We start from the raw sequence: 19,475 nt of genomic DNA, 5'->3' as shown, positions 1-19,475 counted from the left end.
GAGTCCGCCGTGCGTACCTCCATCGCCACCGTCTCGCTCAGCGGGTCGCTCACCGAGAAGCTCACCGCCGCCGCCCGCGCCGGGTTCGACGGCGTCGAGATCTTCGAGAACGACCTGCTCGCCAGCCCCCTCACGCCCGAGGAGATCCGCGGCCTCTGCGCCGACCTCGGCCTGAGTATCGACCTGTACCAGCCGGTGCGTGACATCGAGGCCGTGCCCGCCGACGTGTTCGCCCGCAACCTGCGCCGCGCCGAGCACAAGTTCCGCGTGGCACAGCGGCTGGGCGCCGACACCGTCCTCGTCTGCTCCAGCGTCTCCCCGCACGCCGTGGACGACGACGCCCTCGCCGCGCGCCAATTGCGTCAACTCGCCGAGCGTGCAGCCGAGTTCGGGATGTGTATCGCCTACGAGGCGCTCGCCTGGGGGCGCCATGTCAACACGTACGACCACGCCTGGCGCATCGTGGAGGCCGCCGACCACCCCGCGCTCGGCACCTGCCTCGACAGCTTCCACATTCTCTCCCGCGGCAACGAGCCCAAGGACTTCGAAGGCATCGCGGAGCTTCCGGGCGACAAGATCTTCTTCCTCCAGCTCGCCGACGCGCCGCTGCTCGCCATGGACGTCCTGCAGTGGAGCCGCCACTACCGCTGCTTCCCCGGCCAGGGCGACCTCGACGTCGCGGGACTGCTGCGGCAGGTGCTGCGCACGGGTTATGCGGGGCCGCTGTCCCTCGAGGTGTTCAACGACGTGTTCCGCCAGGCCGAGGCCGGGCCCGCCGCCGTCGACGCCAGGCGCTCCCTGCTCGTGCTCCAAGAGGGGGTGGGCGAGAAGACGGCCGGTGCGGAGCCGGTCGGTGAGGGCGGGTTGCCACCCGCTGTCGTACCCACCGGGGTCGCGTTCGCCGAACTCGTCACACCCGACGTCGAACCGGCCACTGCCCTGCTGAGCGCCCTCGGCTTCACCCGCACCGGACGCCACCGCGGCAAGCCGGTGGACCTGTGGGAGCAGGGCGCGGCCCGGATCCTGCTCAACACCGGGCCCGGGGCCCGCCGCGACGGCACCGTCCTCGCCGCCGTCGGCCTGGAGACCCCCGACCCGGCGGCAGCCGCCCGCCGCGCCGAAGCCCTGCTCGCCCCCGTCCTGCCGCGCCGCCGCTCCACCGGCGACGTCCTGCTGGACGCCGTCGCCGCACCCGACGGCACCGAACTCTTCTTCTGCGCCACCGGCCGTCCCCCACTGCCCAGTTGGACCGCCGACTTCGCCGCCACCGGTGAGCGGCCGGGCGAGGGCACCGGCCTCCGCGGCATCGACCACCTCGCACTGGCCCAGCCCTGGCACCAGTTCGACGAAGCGGCCCTGTTCCACCGGGGCGTCCTCGGCCTCGACGCCCAGCCGAGCGTCGACCTCGCCGACCCCTACGGACTGCTCCGCAGCCGCGCCTTCACCAGCGCCGACGGCGCCGTCCGGATCGCCCTGGGCGTCGGACCCGCCCCCGGCGACGAGCATGCCAGGGCCCAGCACATCGCCCTCGCCACCGACGACATCGTCGCGGCCGCCCGCACCTTCCGCGCGGCCGGCGGCCACCTGCTGCCCATGCCGGCCAACTACTACGACGACCTCGCCGCGCGCTTCGACTTCGCCCCGGGCGAGCTGGAGACGTACCAGGAGCTCGACATCCTCTACGACCGCGACGGCAACGGCGCCTTCCGGCACTGCTACACGCACACCCTGGGCCGGGTCTTCTTCGAACTGACCCAGCGCGACACGGGGTACCGCGGCTACGGCGCGCAGAACGCGCCGGTGCGGCTCGCGGCCCAGCACGTCTCCAATTCTTGACGGCGTGAGGTGGGACGCGGACCGCGTCCCACGGTGTCGGCGCAGGTCGGACGGCCGAAGCGGTGAAGTCGGCGGCGTCAATGGGTTCGGGACTCGAAAATAGAATGCTTCCGAGGGGTTGCCGAACGATTGCCCCCTGCCTTAAATCAAACCCTGAACTAAGGCATTCAGTAAGGGCGTTCGTTCGGTGACGGCGGCCGCGGGCCGCCGTCCTTCCTCAACCGCACGGAGTGAAACGCATGAGACTCAGACTCAGATCCTTGGGGATAGCGCTCGTCACGGCGGCGGCGCTCGTGACCATCCCCGCCCAGCTCCCCGCAGCGGCCGCCGACCCGCCGCTCTCGCAAGGCAGGACCGCCACCTCCTCCTCCACGGAGAACGGCGGGACCCCCGCATCCGCCGCCGTCGACGGCGACACCGGCACCCGCTGGTCGTCCGCCGCCACCGACAGCCAGTGGCTCCAGGTCGACCTGGGCCGGTCCGCGACCCTCAGCCAGATCGTCCTCAACTGGGAAGCGGCCTACGCCAAGGACTACAAGATCCAGGCCTCCGCGGACGGGAGCACCTGGACCGACCTCAAGACCGTGACCGGCGGCGACGGGGGCACCGACACCCTGGACGTGTCGGGTCAGGGGCGCTACGTCCGCATGTACGGCGTCTCCCGTGCCACGCAATACGGGTATTCGCTCTGGGAGTTCCAGGTCTTCGGCAGCGCCGGGACCCCGCCGGCCGGCACCTGCTCCACGGACAACGCGGCGAAGGGCCGCACCGCCACCGCGTCCTCCACGGAGAACGGCGGGACCCCCGCCTCCGCCGCGTTCGACGGCGACTCCGCCACCCGCTGGTCCAGCCAGGCCTCGGATCCGCAGTGGGTCCGGGTGGACCTCGGCTCGGCGCAGAACATCTGCAAGGTCGACCTCACCTGGGAAGCCGCGTACGCCAAGGAGTTCAAGCTCCAGTCCTCGGCGGACGGCACCACCTGGACCGATCTCAAGACGGTCACCGGCGCCACCGGCGGCACCGCCTCCTACGACGTGAGCGGCTCAGGGCGTTACCTGCGCGTCTACGGGACCGCCCGCGGCACCGCCTACGGCTACTCCTTGTGGGAGGTGGCCGTGCACACGACCGGCGGCGGGACCACCCCGCCCGTCGAGGGCGGCGGCGACCTGGGCTCGAACGTCATCGTCGTGGACCCCAGCACCCCGAACCTCCAGGGCAAGTTCGACCAGGTCTTCGCCCAGCAGGAGTCGAACCAGTTCGGCTCGCAGCGCTACCAGTTCCTGCTCAAGCCGGGCACGTACAACGGCATCAACGCGCAACTCGGCTTCTACACCTCGATATCCGGTCTCGGCCTCAACCCCGACGACACCAAGATCAATGGTGATGTCACCGTCGACGCCGGCTGGTTCAACGGCAACGCCACCCAGAACTTCTGGCGCTCCGCCGAGAACCTCGCCCTCAACCCGGTCAACGGCACCGACCGCTGGGCCGTCGCCCAGGCCGCCCCGTTCCGGCGCATGCACGTCACCGGCGGCCTCAACCTCGCCCCGAACGGCTACGGCTGGGCCTCGGGCGGCTACATCGCCGACTCGAAGATCGACGGCACGGTCGGCCCCTACTCGCAGCAGCAGTGGTACACCCGCGACAGTTCGGTCGGCGGCTGGACCAACGGCGTGTGGAACATGACGTTCTCCGGAGTCCAGGGCGCACCGGCGACGAACTTCGACACGGGCCCGTACACCACCCTCGACACCACACCCGTCTCCCGTGAGAAGCCGTTCCTCTACCTCGACGGCAACGACTACAAGGTGTTCGTCCCGGCCAAGCGGACCAACGCGCGCGGCGTGTCCTGGCCCGCGAACGCGGGCACCTCGCTCCCGCTGAGCCAGTTCTACGTCGTCAAGCCCGGCGCGACGTCCGCCACCATCAACCAGGCGCTCTCCCAGGGCCTCAACCTGCTGTTCACGCCCGGTGTCTACCACCTCGACCAGACCATCAACGTCAACCGCGCCAACACCGTCGTGCTCGGTCTCGGCCTCGCCACGATCGTTCCCGACAACGGCATCGACGCCATGCACGTCGCCGACGTCGACGGGGTGCGGCTCGCCGGGTTCCTCATCGACGCCGGTGCCAAGAAGTCCGACACCCTCCTGCAGATCGGCCCGGCCGGGTCGAGCGCCGACCACGCCGCGAACCCGACCACCATGCAGGACGTGTTCGTCCGGATCGGAGGTGCGGGCCCCGGCCTCGCCACCAACTCGGTCGTGGTCAACAGTGACGACGCCATCGTCGACCACACCTGGATCTGGCGGGCCGACCACGGATCGGGCGTCGGATGGGAGACCAACCGCGCCGACTACGGACTCGTCGTGAACGGCGACGACGTCCTCACCACGGGGCTGTTCGTCGAACACTTCAACAAGTACGACGTGCTCTGGAACGGCGAACGCGGCCGCACCCTGTTCTTCCAGAACGAGAAGGCCTACGACGTACCGAACGCCGCCGCGATCACCCACGACGGGATCGTCGGGTACGCCGCCTACAAGGTCGCCGACGGCGTCACCACGCATGAGGCCTGGGGGCTCGGCAGCTACTGCAACTTCACCGCCGACCCCTCCATCGTCCAGCAGCACGGATTCCAGGTTCCGGTGAAACCGGGCATCAAGCTGCACAGCATCCAGGTCATTTCCCTGGGCGGAAAGGGGCAGTACGCCCACGTCGTGAACAACACGGGTGCTCCGACCTCGGGGACCGACACGGTGCCGTCGAAGATCACTTCATTCCCGTAAACCAGCTGTTCGCCGGGCGCTCGTAGCAGCGCCCGGCGTCACGGCCCGCACCAACCGCACCGCGCGTCACGTCATTTGGCAAAGAAACCATGAACTTTCATAGTGCATGGATCTCGGCCGGACGGGCATCCGCCCGCCAGCGACGTAAACGCCAGGGACGGACGGGTGTGGTGATGGCAACGACAACGGAGTCTTCCAAGCCGATTCCGCAACAGCAACAACCAGCGCTGCGCAGGGACATGGGGCGCGTCAGCCTGCTCTTCGCGGGCGTGGGATCGATCATCGGGTCCGGCTGGCTCTTCGGCGCGTTGAACGCGGCGAAGATCGCCGGGCCCGCTTCCATCTTCTCGTGGGCCATCGCGGCGGTGATGATCCTCCTCATCGGCCTCTGCTTCGCCGAGCTGGGAACCATGTTCCCGGTATCCGGCGGAGTCGTGCGGTTCCCGCACCTGTCCTTCGGCTCCTTCGCCAGTTTCACCATGGGCTGGATCACCTGGATCGCGGCGGCGACCGTGGCCCCCATCGAGGTGGAAGGAGCCCTCCAATACGCCACGAAATGGGCCCACTTCACCGACTTCCACAAGGCCAACGGCGCATACACGCTGACCGCGCTGGGGTACGCGGTCGCCGTGGTCGCGCTGGCGTTCTTCGTGGTGCTGAACTACTACGGCATCCGCTGGTTCGCCCGTGTCAACAACGTCCTGGTCTGGTGGAAACTGTTCGCCATCGCCCTGGTCATCGTGGCCTTCTTCGTGACCGCGTTCCACGGCCACAACATCGTCGCCGAGGAGTACGGAGGGTTCGCCCCCGGCGGCGCCAAGGGAGTCTTCACCGCGATATCCACCGCAGGCATCACCTTCTCGTTCCTCGGCTTCCGCCAAGGGGTCGAGCTCGCTGGGGAGACCAGCAACCCGCGGCGCAACGTCCCCTTCGCCATCATCGGCTCCGTGCTGCTCACCGGGGCGATCTACGTACTGCTCGAAGTGGCCTTCCTCGGCGCCGTTCCCCGAGGTGACCTGCAGCACTCGCACGGCTGGCTGAACCTGGCCTTCGCCAACGACTTCGGGCCGCTCGCCGCGATCTCCGGCGCCATCGGCCTCGGCTGGCTCGCCTACATCCTCTACGTCGACGCGGTCATCTCGCCCGCCGACACGGGCCTGATCTACACCACCGTCACCGCCCGCATCTCCTATGCGATGGCCCGCAACCGCAACGCCCCCGAAAGCCTGGCGAAGACCACCCGCCACGGCGCCCCGCTGATCAGTCTGATCGTGACGTTCGTCCTCGGACTCATCGTGTTCCTGCCCTTCCCGAGCTGGCAGGAACTGGTCGGCTTCATCACCTCGGCCACGGTCCTGTCGTTCGGTTCAGGACCGCTGGTACTGGCCGTGATGCGCCGTCAGATTCCGGAGTATGAACGCCCGTACAGGATCCCGGGCGGCGACCTCATCCCGTTCCTCGGCCTCTACTCCGCGAATCTGATCGTGTACTGGGCCGGCTGGAACACCAACTACAAGCTCTTCGCCACCATCGGCATCGGCTTCGTCCTCCTGGCCGTCCTGCAGATTCTGGACAAGGGCCGCGCCCCGAAGATGGACTGGCGGGCCGGCGCTTCCTGGATACTGCCGTGGCTGGTCGGCCTCGCCCTGGTCAGCTGGGCCGGCGACTACGACGGCGGCCGGGCCTGGATCGGATTCGGCTGGGGTTTCCTCGCCAACCTCGCGCTCACCGCCCTCGTCTATCTGCTCGCGCTGCGCGTGCGGTTGCCGCGCGAGCGAGTGCTCGAGCACATCGACGAGGCCAGGGAGGAGTCCCGCATCGAGGAGGCGGAACTCGGACAGACCCCTTGAGCTCCACCCGGCCTGATGGACCCGGCCCGGAAGGCAAGCCGCGACGAGATCCGGCAATCTCATCAGGCATCAAGAAAACACGCATACGCTCAAGAACCGACGGAACCGACTGACGAGCCGTTCGGCAGGGGAGCGATGAGAGTGACCAAGGGCGGTGACGGGCGGGTGCTGCCTGCCCTGCCGTACTGCGTGATGGCGCTCGTGGTCGTCGCCGAAGTGGCGACGTCCACGGGTTTCGGGCTGCTGCCCCTGATGTCGCTCGGCCCGGCGTTCGCGGGCCTCGTCGGCAGCAAACGGCGCACCGCCCGCATCGGGGCCCTGGCCGTGCTGCTCTGTGTCGTACTCGCGGCGTCCGACGGCACGCTGGGCAGGCGGCGCGTCTACATCGCGGTGGTGAGCGTCGCCGGCGTCACCGCCGCCGGCCTCCTCGCGGTGGCGCTGCGGGAGCGCCGCGACGCCGAACTGGCCAGCGTCCGCAACATCGCGGAGGTCGCACAGCGGGTGCTGCTGCGCCCGGTGCCGCGCGTCGCGGGCGAACTGCGCGTGGCCGTCTCCTACACCTCGGCCGTCGCGCAGGCGCGGATCGGCGGCGACCTGTACGAGGTCGTGGTGGCCGCCGGCGGCACCCGCGCCGTCATCGGGGACGTCCAGGGCAACGGTCTCGAGGCAGTGGAGACCGCGGCGCTCGTCCTCGGCGCCTTCCGCGAGGCCGCCCACGACGAGCCCGAACTGGCGGGCCTGGGACGCCGGTTGGCGCGCGCCGTCGACCGGGAGCTGGACGGCGAGCGATTCGTCAGCGCCCTGCTCGTCGAGGTACCGACGGGCGGCGGCCACGTCACGTTCCTCAACTTCGGGCACCCGGCGCCGCTGATCGTGCGCGCCGACGGCAGCACCCTGCTCCCCGAGCCGCCCGAGTACGCGCTGCCGCTCGGCCTGAGCATGCACGGCGGAGAGCCGGCCGTCCCCTACTCCGTCGCCTTCGCGCCCGGCGACCAGATCCTCCTGTACACGGACGGGGTGAGCGAGGCGCGCGACGGAGCCGGGGACTTCTACCCGCTGGCGGACCGCGTGGCCTTCCTCAAGGACCCCGACGCGGAGGCGGCCATCGAGCGCCTGCGCACGGACCTGGTGGACCATGCGAAGGGGCCACTGCACGACGACGCGGCGATGCTGCTGATCCGCCACCGCGAAGCCTGACCCGGCCCCGCCGCGGCTACTTCACGGCCTGCTCGGCAATGCGCTGGAGCCGGTCGCGGTACTCCTGCCACCACGCCGGATCGTGCGAGGGCAGGCTGTCGTTGTCCTCGAGCCACCCCGCCGCGCCGTCGAGACCCTCCCGGAGGATATCGGCGTGCCCGGCGTGCCGCTGGGTCTCGCCGAGCACCCGGACCAGGACGTGGTGGAACGTCACCTCGTTGCGTTCCTTCGGCCACCACGGCACCGCGCCGACCGTGTCGAAGGAGAGGGCATGGACCGAGGCATCGGTATGGGTCCAGGACCGCCGGTAGCGTTCCACGATCAGTTCGCGCGACTCGTCGGCGGCGGCGTACGAGTCCTCCATCGGATCGCCCAACGGCACGTCGTGCGGCCTGCCGAACGTGTCGCAGAGGTAGCCCACCTCCACGAACGTCACATGCTTGACCAGGCCCAGCAGGTTCGTGCCGGTCGGCGTCAGCGGGCGGCGGACGTCGTACTCCGACAGACCCTCCAGCTTCCACAGCAGGGCGTCCCGGGCCTGCTGCAGATACAGGAGCAGGTCCTTCTTCTGTTCGATCTCGCTCATGCCGCGAGTCTGCCCTGTGTGCCCGCCATGGCGAAGCGAATTGCCTCAGCGGGTGCACCACGACCCCGGATGGGTTTCGATGGCCGTGTGCGACACAAGCAGCAGGGCGCCCCGGCCGATCCCCTCACCGCCCTCCTCGACGGGATTCGCGTCCGCCTGCGCGACCTCGACGACGGAGAGCCCGCCTCGTACATCCCCGAACTGAGCCGCGTCGACCCCGGCCTGTTCGGGCTCAGCCTGTGCGCCCTGGACGGACAGGTCTACGGCAGCGGTGACACCACCGTGCCGTTCACGGCGCAGTCCGTCTCCAAGCCGTTCGTGTTCGCGCTGGCCCTCGCCGACCGGGGCCTGGCCGAGGTCCTGGCGCGGGTCGGCGCCGAGCCCAGCGGCGAGGCCTTCAACTCCATCCGCCTGGAACCCGGTACCGGGCGTCCGCCCAACCCGATGGTCAACGCCGGTGCCATCGTGACCAGTTCACTCGTCGCCGGGGACACCCCAGAGGCCCGCTTCACCCGTATCCTCGACGGCCTGTCCGCCTTCGCCGGCCGCCCCCTCGACGTCGACGAGGCGGTGTACGCCTCCGAGCGCGCGACCGGCGACCGCAACCGCGCCCTCGCCTACCTGATGCACAACGCGGGCTCGCTCACCGGGGACGTGGAGGACCAGCTCGGCGTCTACTTCCGCCAGTGCTCCGTCCTCGTCACCTGCGACGACCTCGCCGTCATGCACGCGACCCTGGCCGGCGGCGGCGTCAACCCCGTCACCGGCCGGCGCGTCGTCGCCCCGCGCCACGCCCAGCACGTCCTCGCCGTCATGGCGACCTGCGGCATGTACGACGCGTCGGGGCAGTGGATGCTCAAGGTCGGCATGCCCGCCAAGAGCGGCGTGTCCGGCGCGATCGGCGTGGCCCTGCCAGGACAGTTCGGCATCGGCGTCTTCAGCCCGCCACTGGAGGAGAAGGGCAACAGCGTGCGCGGCCTCGCCGCCTGCCACCTCCTGTCCGACCAGTTCGGGCTGCACCTCATGCGCGCCGTCGACCCGCAGCGCCGACCGCTGCCCCCGCACTCCCTGCACGGCACCCCGCTGCGGTCCCTGCGGCACCGCCCGCGGGCCCAGCGCGCGGCCCTGGAGGCGCACCCGGACCGGATCCGCGTCCACGTGCTCCAGGGCGACCTCGACTTCGCGACCGCCGAGCAGACCCTGCGCGTGGCCCACGAACTCGCCCCGGACGTCGGCTGGTTCGTGCTCGATCTGGCGCGCGTCGGCCGCGTCGAACCCGTCGCCGCGGATCTGCTCCGCGCCCTCGGCACGGACCTGCGTGGACGCGGCGCGCGGATGGTGCTCGCCGACCCCGACGAACGCCAGGCCATGAGCCGCACCACGGACGAGTTCCCCGACCTCGGCCGCGCCCTGGAGAACTGTGAGGACGACCTGCTCACCGCGGTCGGGCTCGACCCCGACGATCCGGTCCCGCTGACCGCCTGCGACCTGTTCGGCCGCGCCGACGAGCGCCTGCGCCCGGCGCTGGCCGAGGCCTTCGACACGTTGCACCTGAGCGCCGGGCAGACCGTCGACCCGCCCGCCGTCCGGCTGGGCGAACGCATCGTCCTCTGGTACGTCGAGTCGGGGCGCCTCGCCGTCTGCGCCGACGCAGCCGCAGCGGTCTCCCCGCTGCGGACCTGGTCGGCGGGGCCGGGCGCCGCCCTCACCCCCGCCGACTTCCCCGCCCGGCTCACCCGGCAGGTCCTCGCCGAACGCGACACGGCGTGCCGCACACTCACCGCCGCGGGCCTGGCACGCATGCGGGCCCGGGTGCCCGAGGCGGTGGCGTTCCTGGAGCGGGCGCCGCTGGAAGGCGCGGAGACCGTCGACCGGCCGTGAAGACGGTGGCTCAGCGGCCGTTCGCGGAGAAGTGCTGGTAGTCGGGGTGGGCCCAGCGCGCTCCCCAGGGCCAGCCGATGTGTCGCATCGCCGTGGTCACGGCGTCCCCGGAGCGCAGCATGCCCGGCGCCCGCCGACGCCGGTCGAGGAACTTCGCCCCGGCCGCCGGGTGCACCCGCCCGTGCACGTCCACGTACGGGTTCTCCAGGGTGTTGATGTCGACGGCGTTCCCATAGGAGTGCTGGGAGACGACACCCGCGTTCCCGGTCACCCCACGGCAGTTGAACGCGGACGTGTTGTCGTCGGCCATCGCGGCGAGGTCGCTCCCCTTGTACGCCGCCAAGGTTCGCATCCTGCGGATCGGGAACCGGGCGGCGAACGCCTTCCCGAAGACGTATGTCACCTTGCCGACCACCTGCTCGTGCACCACGATCTCCCCCCGGTGCACCCGGCCGTCGAACCCCCAGTGGTCGAGCCGGATCAGGCGCAGCCGGCCCGGACCCACAGGGCAGCCGCGATGCCACGTACGCCCCAGCTGGGCGGTCGTGACCGTACGGACCTGGTACGTGAAGCGCGGCGGGCCGTCCGCGGCGTGGGCCGGGGCGGGGTCCGCCGGCACGACGGACACCGTCGCGAGCACGGTGGTGAGAACGGCCGTGGACAGAAGGAAGCGGAGTCGGTGGCGCACCGGGTCAACCTAGAGCGCGCCCCACGCGAGGCGGCCGTGAAACGCCGGGGACTGGTGCGTACGAGACCACACGGCCCCGCAGGTCACGCCCCACCGGTGGGCGCGACCGATTGTCAGTGGCGGCTGAGAGGGTGGACGGCATGGACGAGGAGGAGTTCATGCGGGGAAGGGTGTACGGCGCGGACCACGAGGACGCGGGCCCGCGGCCCTGGCGTGCCTACGCAGAGTTGGTGGGCGGCCCGCTGGACGGGCTGCTGCTGGATGTCACCGACCGGTCCGACCAGGACGCGCGCGGTGTCGTCGCGCTCCTGACCGAGCTGGGCACGTTCGGTCCTGGCGGCCGCGCGCTGTACGGGCCCGTGGGCGCCGACGGGCGCAGGCTCGCCTGGCAGGGCGATGCGCCATGAGCACCGTGACGCCCGAAAAAGGGGTCGCGCCGCGGTGCCGACCCGCGTCATGATCGACACCCATGACGATGTCGAAGCCGGACCTGGTCCGCGCCGCCGCGTACAACAACGCTCGCTGGTGTGCCGTGATGAGCCGCTCGCACGGTGTGGAAGGCGAGTTCGGTCCCGGGGCGTGGTCGGCGCCGCGGCGCACGCCGCTCTACTGTCCCGATGCCGTGACCCTGGCGCCGCACGAGGACGCCTCGGAGCTGACGGCCCGGATCGACACGAGGGCGCCCGGCGCGACGGTGAAGGACAGCTTCGCCGACCTCGACCTCACCGGGGACGGCTTCACGGTGCTGTTCGAGGCCCAGTGGATCCACCGCCCCGCAGGACCGCCCGCCCGGCAACCCGAGGCGGCCTGGGACGTCATGCGGGACCCGGCCGCGCTGCGGAACTGGGCGCGCGCCTGGGCCGCGGGCGAAGACGACGAGGCATTTCTCTTCCGGTCCGAACTCCTCGCGGAACCCGGGGTGTTGATGCTGGCCGGGCGGGACCCGGGCGGCCGTGTCGTGGCCGGCGCCGTGGCGAGCCCGAGCGACGGCGTGCTCGGGATCTCGAACGTGTTCGCGGAGACCGGTGACCCGGCGGCGGCCTGGCCCGTCGTCCTGGACGCGGCACACACACTGTTCCCGGACCTGTCTCTGGTCGGCTACGAGACGGTGACGCGCTGGCGGCCGCGCGCCGCCAGGGCTTCGCACCGATCGGCCCGCTCCGCGTCTGGCTGCACGGATGAGGGGTCAGGAGGCCGTCGTGGATCGGCCGAGCGGTGACGGGGTCGTCTTCCGGCGCGCGACCGCCGAGCGGACGGACGACGTACTCGGCGTGCTGGACGAGGCCGCAGGGTGGCTGCGGGCCCGGGGCATCGACCAGTGGCCGGACCGGTTCGAGCGGGCGTGGGTCACCGACGCGGTGACACGGGGCGAGACCTGGCTGGTCACCGTCGCGGGCGGGATCGCGGGGACCGTCACGCTGGACCGGGCCGACCCCCTGTGGGCGGATGCGGCCGGTTCCGCGGTGTACGTGCACCGGATGGCGGTGCGCCGCCACGCCGCGGGCCTGGGCACGGTGATCCTCGACTGGGCCGCGCGGACCGCCCGACAGCACGAGGCGCAGACGCTGCGGCTGGACTGCGTGCGCTCCAACGGGCGGCTGCGCGCCTACTACGAGGACCGGGGCTTCGTGCATCGCGGGGACGTGACGGTGGGCGGCGCTCCAGGGCAGCGGGAGGACGACGGCCCCGTCACGTGGGTGAGCCGGTACGAGCGGAACCTCGGACCCGTCTGATGGCCGCCGAGCCCACTCGGGCCCGGTGCGGGACCTGCGGCGGGCCTCGACATAATGGCCGCGTGACCTCCCCCCATCACCCCAATTCCCCATCCCCGCACCGCGTTCCGGTCGTGATCATCGGCGCCGGACCGGCCGGACTCACCGTGGGCAACATCCTCCGAGCCGCCGGGATCGACTGCGTGATCCTGGAATGCGAGACCCGCGCGTTCATCGAACGGCGGCCGCGGGCCGGGGTCATCGAGGGAGGGGTGGTGCGCGGCCTCGAACAGCGGGGCCTCGCCGGCAATCTGCTCGCGCGGGCCGAACGGCACACCGCGTGCGAGTTCCGCTTCGAGGGAGAACAACACCGCTTCCCCTACCACGAACTGACGGGCAGTCACCACTTCATCTATCCGCAGCCGTTCCTTGTGACCGATCTGGTGCGCGAGTACGCCGACGTGCGCGGCGGCGACATCCGGTTCGCCGTCCGCGACGTACAGCTGCACGACGTGGACACGGGCCGGCCCGCGGTCTCGTACACCTGCCCCGAAACTAGCCAACGGCAGTTGCTGCACTGCGAGTTCATAGCAGGGTGCGACGGGGCGCGTGGTGCGAGCCGCGGCGCGCTGCCCGCCGACCGGGCCCGCATGGCCCGGCACGACTACGGCATCAGCTGGCTGGCGCTGCTCGCCGAGGCGCAGCCGTCCGCGGATCGCGTCCTGTTCGGCATGCACCCCGACGGTTTCGCCGGACAGATGCCCCGCGGCCCGGGCGTTCTCGAGCAGCCGCTGCACCGCGTTCGTGCTGCTGCGCTGCCGCCCCGGCAGCCGGGCCCGCATCGCCGAGCGGCTCTGCGCGTTCGAGGAGGCCGCGACCATCGAACTGACCGGGCCGGGCAGTGCCGACCTGCTCCTGGACGTCCTGGCCCCGGATCTGCCCGCGCTCACCCGCTTCCTCACGAACCGGCTCGAACCGCTGCCAGGACTGGTCTCCGTCGACTGTCTCTTCGCCACGTCCCTCTCGGTGGAGGGCAGCCGCTGGCGCCTGCGCTCGCTCGCCCCCACCCAGCTGACCGCCCTGCGGGCCACGGCAGCCGGATCGCCCGAACCCACGCACACGCTCGAACCCGACGCCGTGGACCGCGCGCTGCTGGACGCGCTCGTGGGCGACGGCCGGCTGGGTCTCGCCGCGCTCGCCGACCACGCCGGCACCAGCCCCGCCACCGTCCGCCGACGGCTGCGCCGCCTCGCCGACTCCGGCGTCCTCACCTTCCGCTGCGACATGGCCCCCGTACTGGCAGGCCGGCCCGTCCCGGTGTCGTTCCTCGCCAGGGCACCGGCGCGTGACACGGCCACGATCCACCGCACGCTCGCCGCCCTGCCGGAGTGCAGGGTGGTCGCGTCGGTCACCGGCCGCGCGAACATCTTCGCCACGCTCTGGTTGCACGACCTCGCGGACATCCAGCGCCGCGAGACGGCTCTGGGCGCCCGCCTGCCCACCCTGACGGTGACCGACCGCATCGTGGGCCTCCACACGGTGAAACGCATGGGGCACCTGCTGGACGAGGACGGCCGCCGTGTCGGGCTGCGGGCGATCCGCCCCTGGTGACGGGTCAGGCGGGCAGGGTCCGAAAGCGGCGCCGGTACTCCGTCGGTGTGGTGCCGAGCTGGCGGCGGAACGCCCGGACGAGGGTGTCGGTCGTACCGAAACCGCAGATGGACGCGGTGCGTTCGAGGGTGTCGTCGGTCGACTCGAGCTGATTGCGGGCCCGTTCGACGCGGGCGGACTCGATGTATCCGGCGGGGGTCGTGCCCAGCTCCGTCTTGAAGATCCGGGTGAGCTGGCGCTCACTGACGTGGGCGTGCGCGGCGAGGTCGGCGACCGTGAGCGGGGCGCTGAGATGCTCGGTGACGTAGAGCCGCAGATCCTCGATGCGGCGCGTGGTGGAGGCCGGTTCGAGGGGGACGCTGAACTGGCTCTGCCCGCTCGGCCGCTTCAGGTACATCACCAGTTGCCGGGCGACGCGCAGCGCCATCGCCTCACCGAAGTCGTCGGCCACCAGGGCGAGGGAGAGATCGAGGCAGGCGCTGATGCCCGCACCGGTCCACACGTCGCCCTCGCGGATGAAGATCGGGTCGGCGTCGACGTCGATCTCCGGGTGATCGGCGGCGAGTTGCTGCGCGGTCGACCAGTGCGTGGTGGCGCGCTTGCCGTCGAGCAGCCCGGCGGCGGCGAGCACGTGCGCGCCCACGCACACGGACGTGACGCGCCGGGACCGCCCGGCGAGCGCCCGTACCCGGTCGACCACGGCGGGCTCGGCGAGGGCCCGCACCCGACGCTCGTCGTCCACCTCGACGGAGCCGGGCACCAGGAGCGTGTCGATGCCGCGTCCGGCCAGCTCGGCGAAGGTGGCGTCCGGCAGCAGGCGCACACCGGCGGAGGTGGTGATCGGGTCCGGTGTCTCGGCGGCCAGCACGACGTCATAGCCGGTTGCCTCGCCGGTCTCGCGCCGCACCAGCGCGAAGACCTCCGGCGGACCGGTGACGTCGAGCAGATCGACGCCGTCGAAGAGAACGATGACGACGAGCCGTCTCGTCGTGCTGCTGCTCATGAGACCCCCCAGGTGATGTCCGGATCTGCAGGTTAGACGACATTGCCGACACCGTCGGCCCGGACATAGCGTTCCAGTCGTGGCTCACCCCGCGGTGACCTGCGAAAACCGGACCGACTCCTGAGGTGGTACTCCCCATGGCTACGACGACTCTGCGCACACTCAACGGTCTCGACGAGACGCCCGCGGCGCTCGCCGACTCGACCCTGATCCTGGTCGACTACCAGAACACGTACACCCGCGGCGTCATGGAACTGGAGGGCTGGCAGGCCGCCCTCGACGCCGCCGCCGAACTCCTCGCCCGGGCCCGGGCGGCGGGAACGAAGATCGTCCACGTCATCCACGACGGCGGTGCGGGCAGCCCGTACGACATCCGCGAGGAGATCGGTCGGATCCACCCGCGCGTGGCCCCGGTCGAGGGCGAGCCCGTCGTCGTGAAGCGGGTCCCGGACGCGTTCGTCGGCACCGATCTGGGCGACCACGTCGACGCCGCCGGGCACGAGAGCGTGATCGTCGCCGGGTTCATGACGCACATGTGCGTGCTGTTCACCACGCAGGGCGCGTTCCTGCGCGGAAACCGCCCCACGGTCGTCGCTGAAACCACGGCCACGCGGCCCCTGCGCTCCATGGACACCGAACTGCCCGCGAACCAGATCCACCTCGCCGCGCTCGCCACCATCACCGACCTCTACGGAGTGGTCGTCCCGACGGGCAAGTCGCTGCTCTGAGTACGCTGCTCCGAGTACAAACCGGGCGGGGCGGCCGCTCAGGCCCCGATGTGCGGGAGCCAGGTGCCGTCGGATCCACCGCCGTTGACAGAACTGGTCGCCGACGGCGTCGGGCCGGTGGCGTGGTGGCCCGGCCCGTGCGCCGTCGGCGACCCCGGTCGACCGACGGTACCGGTGAGTGCGCTCAGCTCACGGTGAGGCTGGAGCTGCCGCTGCTCTGGTAGCCCTCGGTCGCCAGGATCATGTAGTAGCTGAAGCTACCCATGGGCATGCCGACCCGGCCCCACGCGTCGAAGTGGTTGCCGGTGGTGATGGTGCCGCCCGTTCTCTTGGACTGGCGCACGCTCCAGTACTGGTTGAAGGTCTTGGTGCCTTCCACCGACGGGGCGTTGTACCGCGTCGTCTGGTAGATGTCGTAGGTGCCGCCGTCGCTGGTCACCGTCCCCTTGTACGTGCCGGTGGGTCGGTAGGTGCCCCAGTTGTCGACGATGTAGTACTCCACGAGCGGGTTCGACGTCCATCCGTACAGGGCCAGGTAGCCGTTGCCGGACGGGTTGAAGCTGCCGGAGTAGTTGACCGTGCGGCGGCTTCCGTTGCTCCAGCCCTTGCCGCAGACGAAGTTGCCGCAGTTGGTCCAGTTGGCGCCGTACTTGCCGCCGGAGCCCAGCGTCATGGAGACGGAGCCGCCGCCGTCGGTCCAGAACGAGTAGTAGTAGCCGTTGTTGGTGCCGGTCTGGTTCGTGGTGATCGTCGTGTCCGCGTGTGCCGATCCGGGCAGGAGCAGCCCGGACGCCGTGGCCAGTGCGAAGGCACCGGCGCCGGTGAGAGCGCTCCTGCGGCTGATCCGGGTGGGGGTGTCGTCCTGATGCACGCATCCTCCTGGCATTCGTCGGGTGGGTGGTGCGGATGAGATTGGCGTGAGCGCGTCAACGTGTCAACGGTTTCGACGTGAAGCGCGAAACCTTTTCAGGAATGGGTGGCGTGAGCGGCGGCGAGGCCAAAAGCGGCCTACGCGCCTGTCAAGAGGGATTTTGAGGCTCGCTTTGGGGTCTGACGGCCTCAGTTGAGACTCGGGCGGAAGGCGCTCCGACGAGCCGCATGAGCTGCACGGCTGTTGAGCGGGGGCGAGATATCGAAACTATTTCGAAAAATGACCGTGCGCCCGACCGCCCCTGACCGGCAGCCGGGCGCACGGAGTCGGTCAGGCGCTCGGCGCCGCCTCCGTCGTCAGCCGGGCGTGCAGGTGACGACCGTGGTCGACCTCCCGGACGGCCCCGGTGAGCGTGAGCTGAGCGGTCAGCCGCGGCCGGCTGCTCGACGAACCCAGGCGCAGCTCCAGGTCGCCGGGTTCGACGACGCGCCGGCCCGCACGCCCGGTGAACGCGGCCAGGTCGGCGGAGACGTGTGCCCGGACCCGAACGGCCTCGCCCGGCGCCAGTTCGGCCAGGCGCGCGTAGCCGATGAGCCGTTGCACGGGCTGCACCACCGAGGCGACGGGGTCGTGCAGATAGAGCTGTACGACCTCGACGCCGGGCCGCGACCCGGTGTTGCGGACCGTGCAGGAGACCTCGAACTCGCCGTCGGTGGCGGCGACATGTGCCGCCACCTCAAGATCGCTCCACTCGAACGTCGTGTAGGCCAGTCCGTGGCCGAAAGCGAAGGCCGGCCCCGGATCGAGGTTCGACACCTCGGAGGCCTGCCCCAGGCGGGCGGCGAGATATGTCGCGGGCTGCGCTCCGGCCTGTCGGGGCACCCCGATCGGCAGCCGCCCCGAGGGGTGCACGCGACCGCTCAGGACTCCGGCCAGCGCGCGGGTGCCCTCTTCGCCGGGGAAGAAGGTCTGTACGACGGCAGCGGCCTCTTCCGTCGCCCGCCCCAGGACGTAGGGCCGACCGGCGAGCAGCGTCAGGACGACGGGTGTGCCGGTGTCCAGGAGCGCGTCGAGCAGTTCCTGCTGGGCTCCGGGCAGGGCGAGCGAGGGGGCGTCGCAGCCCTCACCGCTGGTGCCGCGTCCGAACAGGCCGGCCCGGTCACCGAGCGCGGCGACGACCACGTCGGCGCCCCGGGCCAGCTCGACGGCCGCCGCGAAACCGTCGCCGCGCTCCGCGTCCACCTCGTCGAGTCCGCGCGCCGTGACGATCTCGCTGCCGGGGAACTCCGCCACCAACGCCTCGTACAGCGTGGGCAGTTCGATGCCGAGCGGGGTGTCGGGCGTGCGGCTGCCGACGTGTACCGGGAACGAGTAGCAGCCCAGAACGGCCGTGGGCGTCTCGGCGAGCGGGCCGATCACGGCGACGCGGGCCGGCGTGTTCGGGGCGAGGGGGAGCGTGCCGTCGTTGGCCAGCAGCACCACGGACTCCTCGGCGACGCGGCGGGCCAGGTCGCGGTTGCCCTCGGGGTCCAGGTCGACCGAGCCCCGCGCGTGCTCCGCGTCGATGCCCGTGAGAGCGGCGGGGGTCGGGTCCCAGTCCGAGTCCAGCAGGCCCAACTCGGCTTTCTGGGCGAGGACTCGGCGGGCCGCGCGGTCCACCAGATGCTCGGGGACGAGCCCGTCGGCGATCGCCTTGCGCAATGGCTCACCGAAGGCCTTCACCGTCGGCAGCTCCACGTCGACGCCCGCAGCGAGCGCCGCTCCGGCGGCCTCCCCGAGCGAACCGGCCACACCGTGCAGGGTCTGGAGGAAGGCGATGCCGAAGTAGTCGGCGACGACCGTCCCCTCGAAACCCCAGGTGTCGCGGAGCAGCCCGGTCAGGAGCCGTTCGTCGGCGGCGGACGGAATCCCGTCGGTATCCGTGTAGGCGTGCATCACGGACCGTACGCCGCTCTCGCGCACGGCCATCTCGAAGGGCGGCAGGATCACGTCGGCGAACTCCCGCGCCCCCATGGAGACCGGGGCGAGGTTGCGGCCGGCCCGGGACGCGGAGTATCCGGCGAAGTGCTTGAGCGTGGCGACGATCCCGGCGGACTCCAGGCCCTGGACGTAGGCCGTGGCGACGGTGCCGACGAGGTACGGATCCTCGCCGATCGTCTCCTCGACCCGGCCCCAGCGTGCGTCGCGTACGACGTCGAGGACCGGGGCGAGACCCTGGTGGATGCCGACCGAGCGCAGGTCGCGCCCGATGGCCGCGGCCATCTGCCGGACGAGCGCGGGGTCGAACGTGGCGCCCCAGGACAGCGGCACCGGATAGGCGGTGGCACCCCAGGCGGCGAACCCGGCAAGGCACTCCTCGTGGGCGAGGGCGGGTATGCCGAACCGGTTCGCCGCCGCGATCCGTCGCTGCGTGCGCGCCAGCGAGAGGGCGCCGACGGCCGGGTCCACGGGCGCGGTCCCGAACGGCCGGGTCAACTGGCCGAGTCCCTGCGGGAGCAGCTCGCCGAGGTCGACCGCCTCCTCCATGTCGTGCTGGTACGGGGCGACGTCGCCGCCCTCCGCCGAGGCTCCCACCCAGACTCCGAAGAGCTGGGCGATCTTCTCCTCCAGGGACATCTCGGCGAGCAGGGCGTCGGCCCGGGCCGCGGGGGCGGCGCTCGGATCGCGCCACAGCGGCGCGGGGGAGGTGTCGGGTTCTCGGTCCGCTCGGGTCATGTGGACGG

The 19,475-nt window shown here is 71.2% G+C and carries 14 protein-coding genes and 2 pseudogenes; 11 read left to right on the top strand and 5 right to left on the bottom strand.

What is annotated here, in order from left to right; translation table 11 throughout:
* Positions 1-9: 9 nt before the first annotated feature.
* From ACIREE_RS03620 to ACIREE_RS03605, 4 genes are all read left to right on the top strand, one after another.
* Complete coding sequence (locus tag ACIREE_RS03620) at positions 10-1,836, top strand: bifunctional sugar phosphate isomerase/epimerase/4-hydroxyphenylpyruvate dioxygenase family protein (RefSeq protein WP_404145625.1); 1,827 nt, start codon at positions 10-12, stop codon at positions 1,834-1,836.
* A gap of 239 nt (positions 1,837-2,075) precedes the next feature.
* Positions 2,076-4,625 (top strand): discoidin domain-containing protein, encoded by a 2,550-nt coding sequence (locus ACIREE_RS03615; protein ID WP_404145622.1) that lies wholly within the window; start codon positions 2,076-2,078, stop codon positions 4,623-4,625.
* 173 nt (positions 4,626-4,798) lie between these two features.
* A complete protein-coding gene (locus ACIREE_RS03610; RefSeq protein WP_404145619.1) occupies positions 4,799-6,475 on the top strand; it encodes an APC family permease in 1,677 nt (558 codons plus the stop codon).
* 135 nt (positions 6,476-6,610) lie between these two features.
* Positions 6,611-7,672: a PP2C family protein-serine/threonine phosphatase gene (locus ACIREE_RS03605; protein WP_404145616.1), complete on the top strand. Its 1,062-nt coding sequence runs from the start codon at positions 6,611-6,613 to the stop codon at positions 7,670-7,672.
* Between the two features lie 16 nt (positions 7,673-7,688).
* Here the strand turns inward: ACIREE_RS03605 and ACIREE_RS03600 are convergent, their stop codons facing one another.
* Positions 7,689-8,258 (bottom strand): DinB family protein, encoded by a 570-nt coding sequence (locus ACIREE_RS03600; protein WP_404145614.1) that lies wholly within the window; start codon positions 8,256-8,258, stop codon positions 7,689-7,691.
* Positions 8,259-8,345: 87 nt separating this feature from the next.
* On the opposite strand from ACIREE_RS03600, the gene glsA reads away from it, so the two are divergent.
* Positions 8,346-10,139 (top strand): glutaminase A, encoded by a 1,794-nt coding sequence (glsA, locus tag ACIREE_RS03595; protein WP_404145611.1) that lies wholly within the window; start codon positions 8,346-8,348, stop codon positions 10,137-10,139.
* A gap of 10 nt (positions 10,140-10,149) precedes the next feature.
* Here glsA and ACIREE_RS03590 read toward each other — a convergent pair whose 3' ends face one another.
* A complete protein-coding gene (locus ACIREE_RS03590) occupies positions 10,150-10,827 on the bottom strand; it encodes a M15 family metallopeptidase (RefSeq protein ID WP_404145608.1) in 678 nt (225 codons plus the stop codon).
* A 140-nt stretch (positions 10,828-10,967) separates the two neighbouring features.
* Between ACIREE_RS03590 and ACIREE_RS03585 the strand changes: the two genes are divergently transcribed.
* The 5 genes and pseudogenes from ACIREE_RS03585 (at position 10,968) to ACIREE_RS03565 (ending at position 14,150) form a co-directional block, all read left to right on the top strand.
* Entirely contained in the window at positions 10,968-11,234 is a 267-nt protein-coding gene (locus ACIREE_RS03585) for a hypothetical protein (RefSeq protein ID WP_404145605.1), read from the top strand.
* 62 nt (positions 11,235-11,296) lie between these two features.
* Positions 11,297-12,009: pseudogene (locus tag ACIREE_RS03580) on the top strand (hypothetical protein).
* A gap of 17 nt (positions 12,010-12,026) precedes the next feature.
* Positions 12,027-12,560 carry a GNAT family N-acetyltransferase gene (locus ACIREE_RS03575; RefSeq protein WP_404145602.1) on the top strand — a complete coding sequence of 178 codons (534 nt, stop codon included), beginning with the start codon at positions 12,027-12,029 and terminating at the stop codon, positions 12,558-12,560.
* A gap of 62 nt (positions 12,561-12,622) precedes the next feature.
* Positions 12,623-13,318 (top strand): annotated as a pseudogene (locus ACIREE_RS03570) (FAD-dependent monooxygenase); the annotation flags it as partial.
* 25 nt (positions 13,319-13,343) lie between these two features.
* Positions 13,344-14,150, top strand: coding sequence for an Lrp/AsnC ligand binding domain-containing protein (locus ACIREE_RS03565; protein WP_404145598.1), 807 nt, complete (start codon positions 13,344-13,346; stop codon positions 14,148-14,150).
* A 4-nt stretch (positions 14,151-14,154) separates the two neighbouring features.
* Here the strand turns inward: ACIREE_RS03565 and ACIREE_RS03560 are convergent, their stop codons facing one another.
* Positions 14,155-15,153 (bottom strand): GlxA family transcriptional regulator, encoded by a 999-nt coding sequence (locus tag ACIREE_RS03560; protein WP_404145595.1) that lies wholly within the window; start codon positions 15,151-15,153, stop codon positions 14,155-14,157.
* A 137-nt stretch (positions 15,154-15,290) separates the two neighbouring features.
* Between ACIREE_RS03560 and ACIREE_RS03555 the strand changes: the two genes are divergently transcribed.
* Positions 15,291-15,881, top strand: a complete 591-nt coding sequence (locus ACIREE_RS03555) for an isochorismatase family protein (protein WP_404145592.1) — start codon at positions 15,291-15,293, stop codon at positions 15,879-15,881.
* Positions 15,882-16,065: 184 nt separating this feature from the next.
* Here ACIREE_RS03555 and ACIREE_RS03550 read toward each other — a convergent pair whose 3' ends face one another.
* Positions 16,066-16,752 (bottom strand): glycoside hydrolase family 11 protein, encoded by a 687-nt coding sequence (locus ACIREE_RS03550; RefSeq protein WP_404145589.1) that lies wholly within the window; start codon positions 16,750-16,752, stop codon positions 16,066-16,068.
* 330 nt (positions 16,753-17,082) lie between these two features.
* A complete protein-coding gene (locus ACIREE_RS03545) occupies positions 17,083-19,467 on the bottom strand; it encodes a glycoside hydrolase family 3 N-terminal domain-containing protein (protein ID WP_404145586.1) in 2,385 nt (794 codons plus the stop codon).
* Positions 19,468-19,475: the final 8 nt, after the last annotated feature.

Origin of the sequence: Streptomyces sp. NPDC102467 (genome assembly GCF_044765445.1) — a bacterium.
Lineage (GTDB): Bacteria > Actinomycetota > Actinomycetes > Streptomycetales > Streptomycetaceae > Streptomyces.
This window is presented reverse-complemented; position numbering and strand designations above follow the sequence as displayed.

Excerpts from the sequence above, each read along its gene's own strand:
- ACIREE_RS03605 (WP_404145616.1), top strand. The coding sequence starts at position 6,611 with ATGAGAGTGACCAAGGGCGGTGACGGGCGGGTGCTGCCTGCCCTGCCG.
- ACIREE_RS03600 (WP_404145614.1), bottom strand. The coding sequence starts at position 8,258 with ATGAGCGAGATCGAACAGAAGAAGGACCTGCTCCTGTATCTGCAGCAG.
- ACIREE_RS03555 (WP_404145592.1), top strand. The coding sequence starts at position 15,291 with ATGGCTACGACGACTCTGCGCACACTCAACGGTCTCGACGAGACGCCC.
- ACIREE_RS03585 (WP_404145605.1), top strand. The coding sequence starts at position 10,968 with ATGGACGAGGAGGAGTTCATGCGGGGAAGGGTGTACGGCGCGGACCAC.
- ACIREE_RS03610 (WP_404145619.1), top strand. The coding sequence starts at position 4,799 with ATGGCAACGACAACGGAGTCTTCCAAGCCGATTCCGCAACAGCAACAA.
- ACIREE_RS03615 (WP_404145622.1), top strand. The coding sequence starts at position 2,076 with ATGAGACTCAGACTCAGATCCTTGGGGATAGCGCTCGTCACGGCGGCG.
- ACIREE_RS03560 (WP_404145595.1), bottom strand. The coding sequence starts at position 15,153 with ATGAGCAGCAGCACGACGAGACGGCTCGTCGTCATCGTTCTCTTCGAC.
- ACIREE_RS03545 (WP_404145586.1), bottom strand. The coding sequence starts at position 19,467 with ATGACCCGAGCGGACCGAGAACCCGACACCTCCCCCGCGCCGCTGTGG.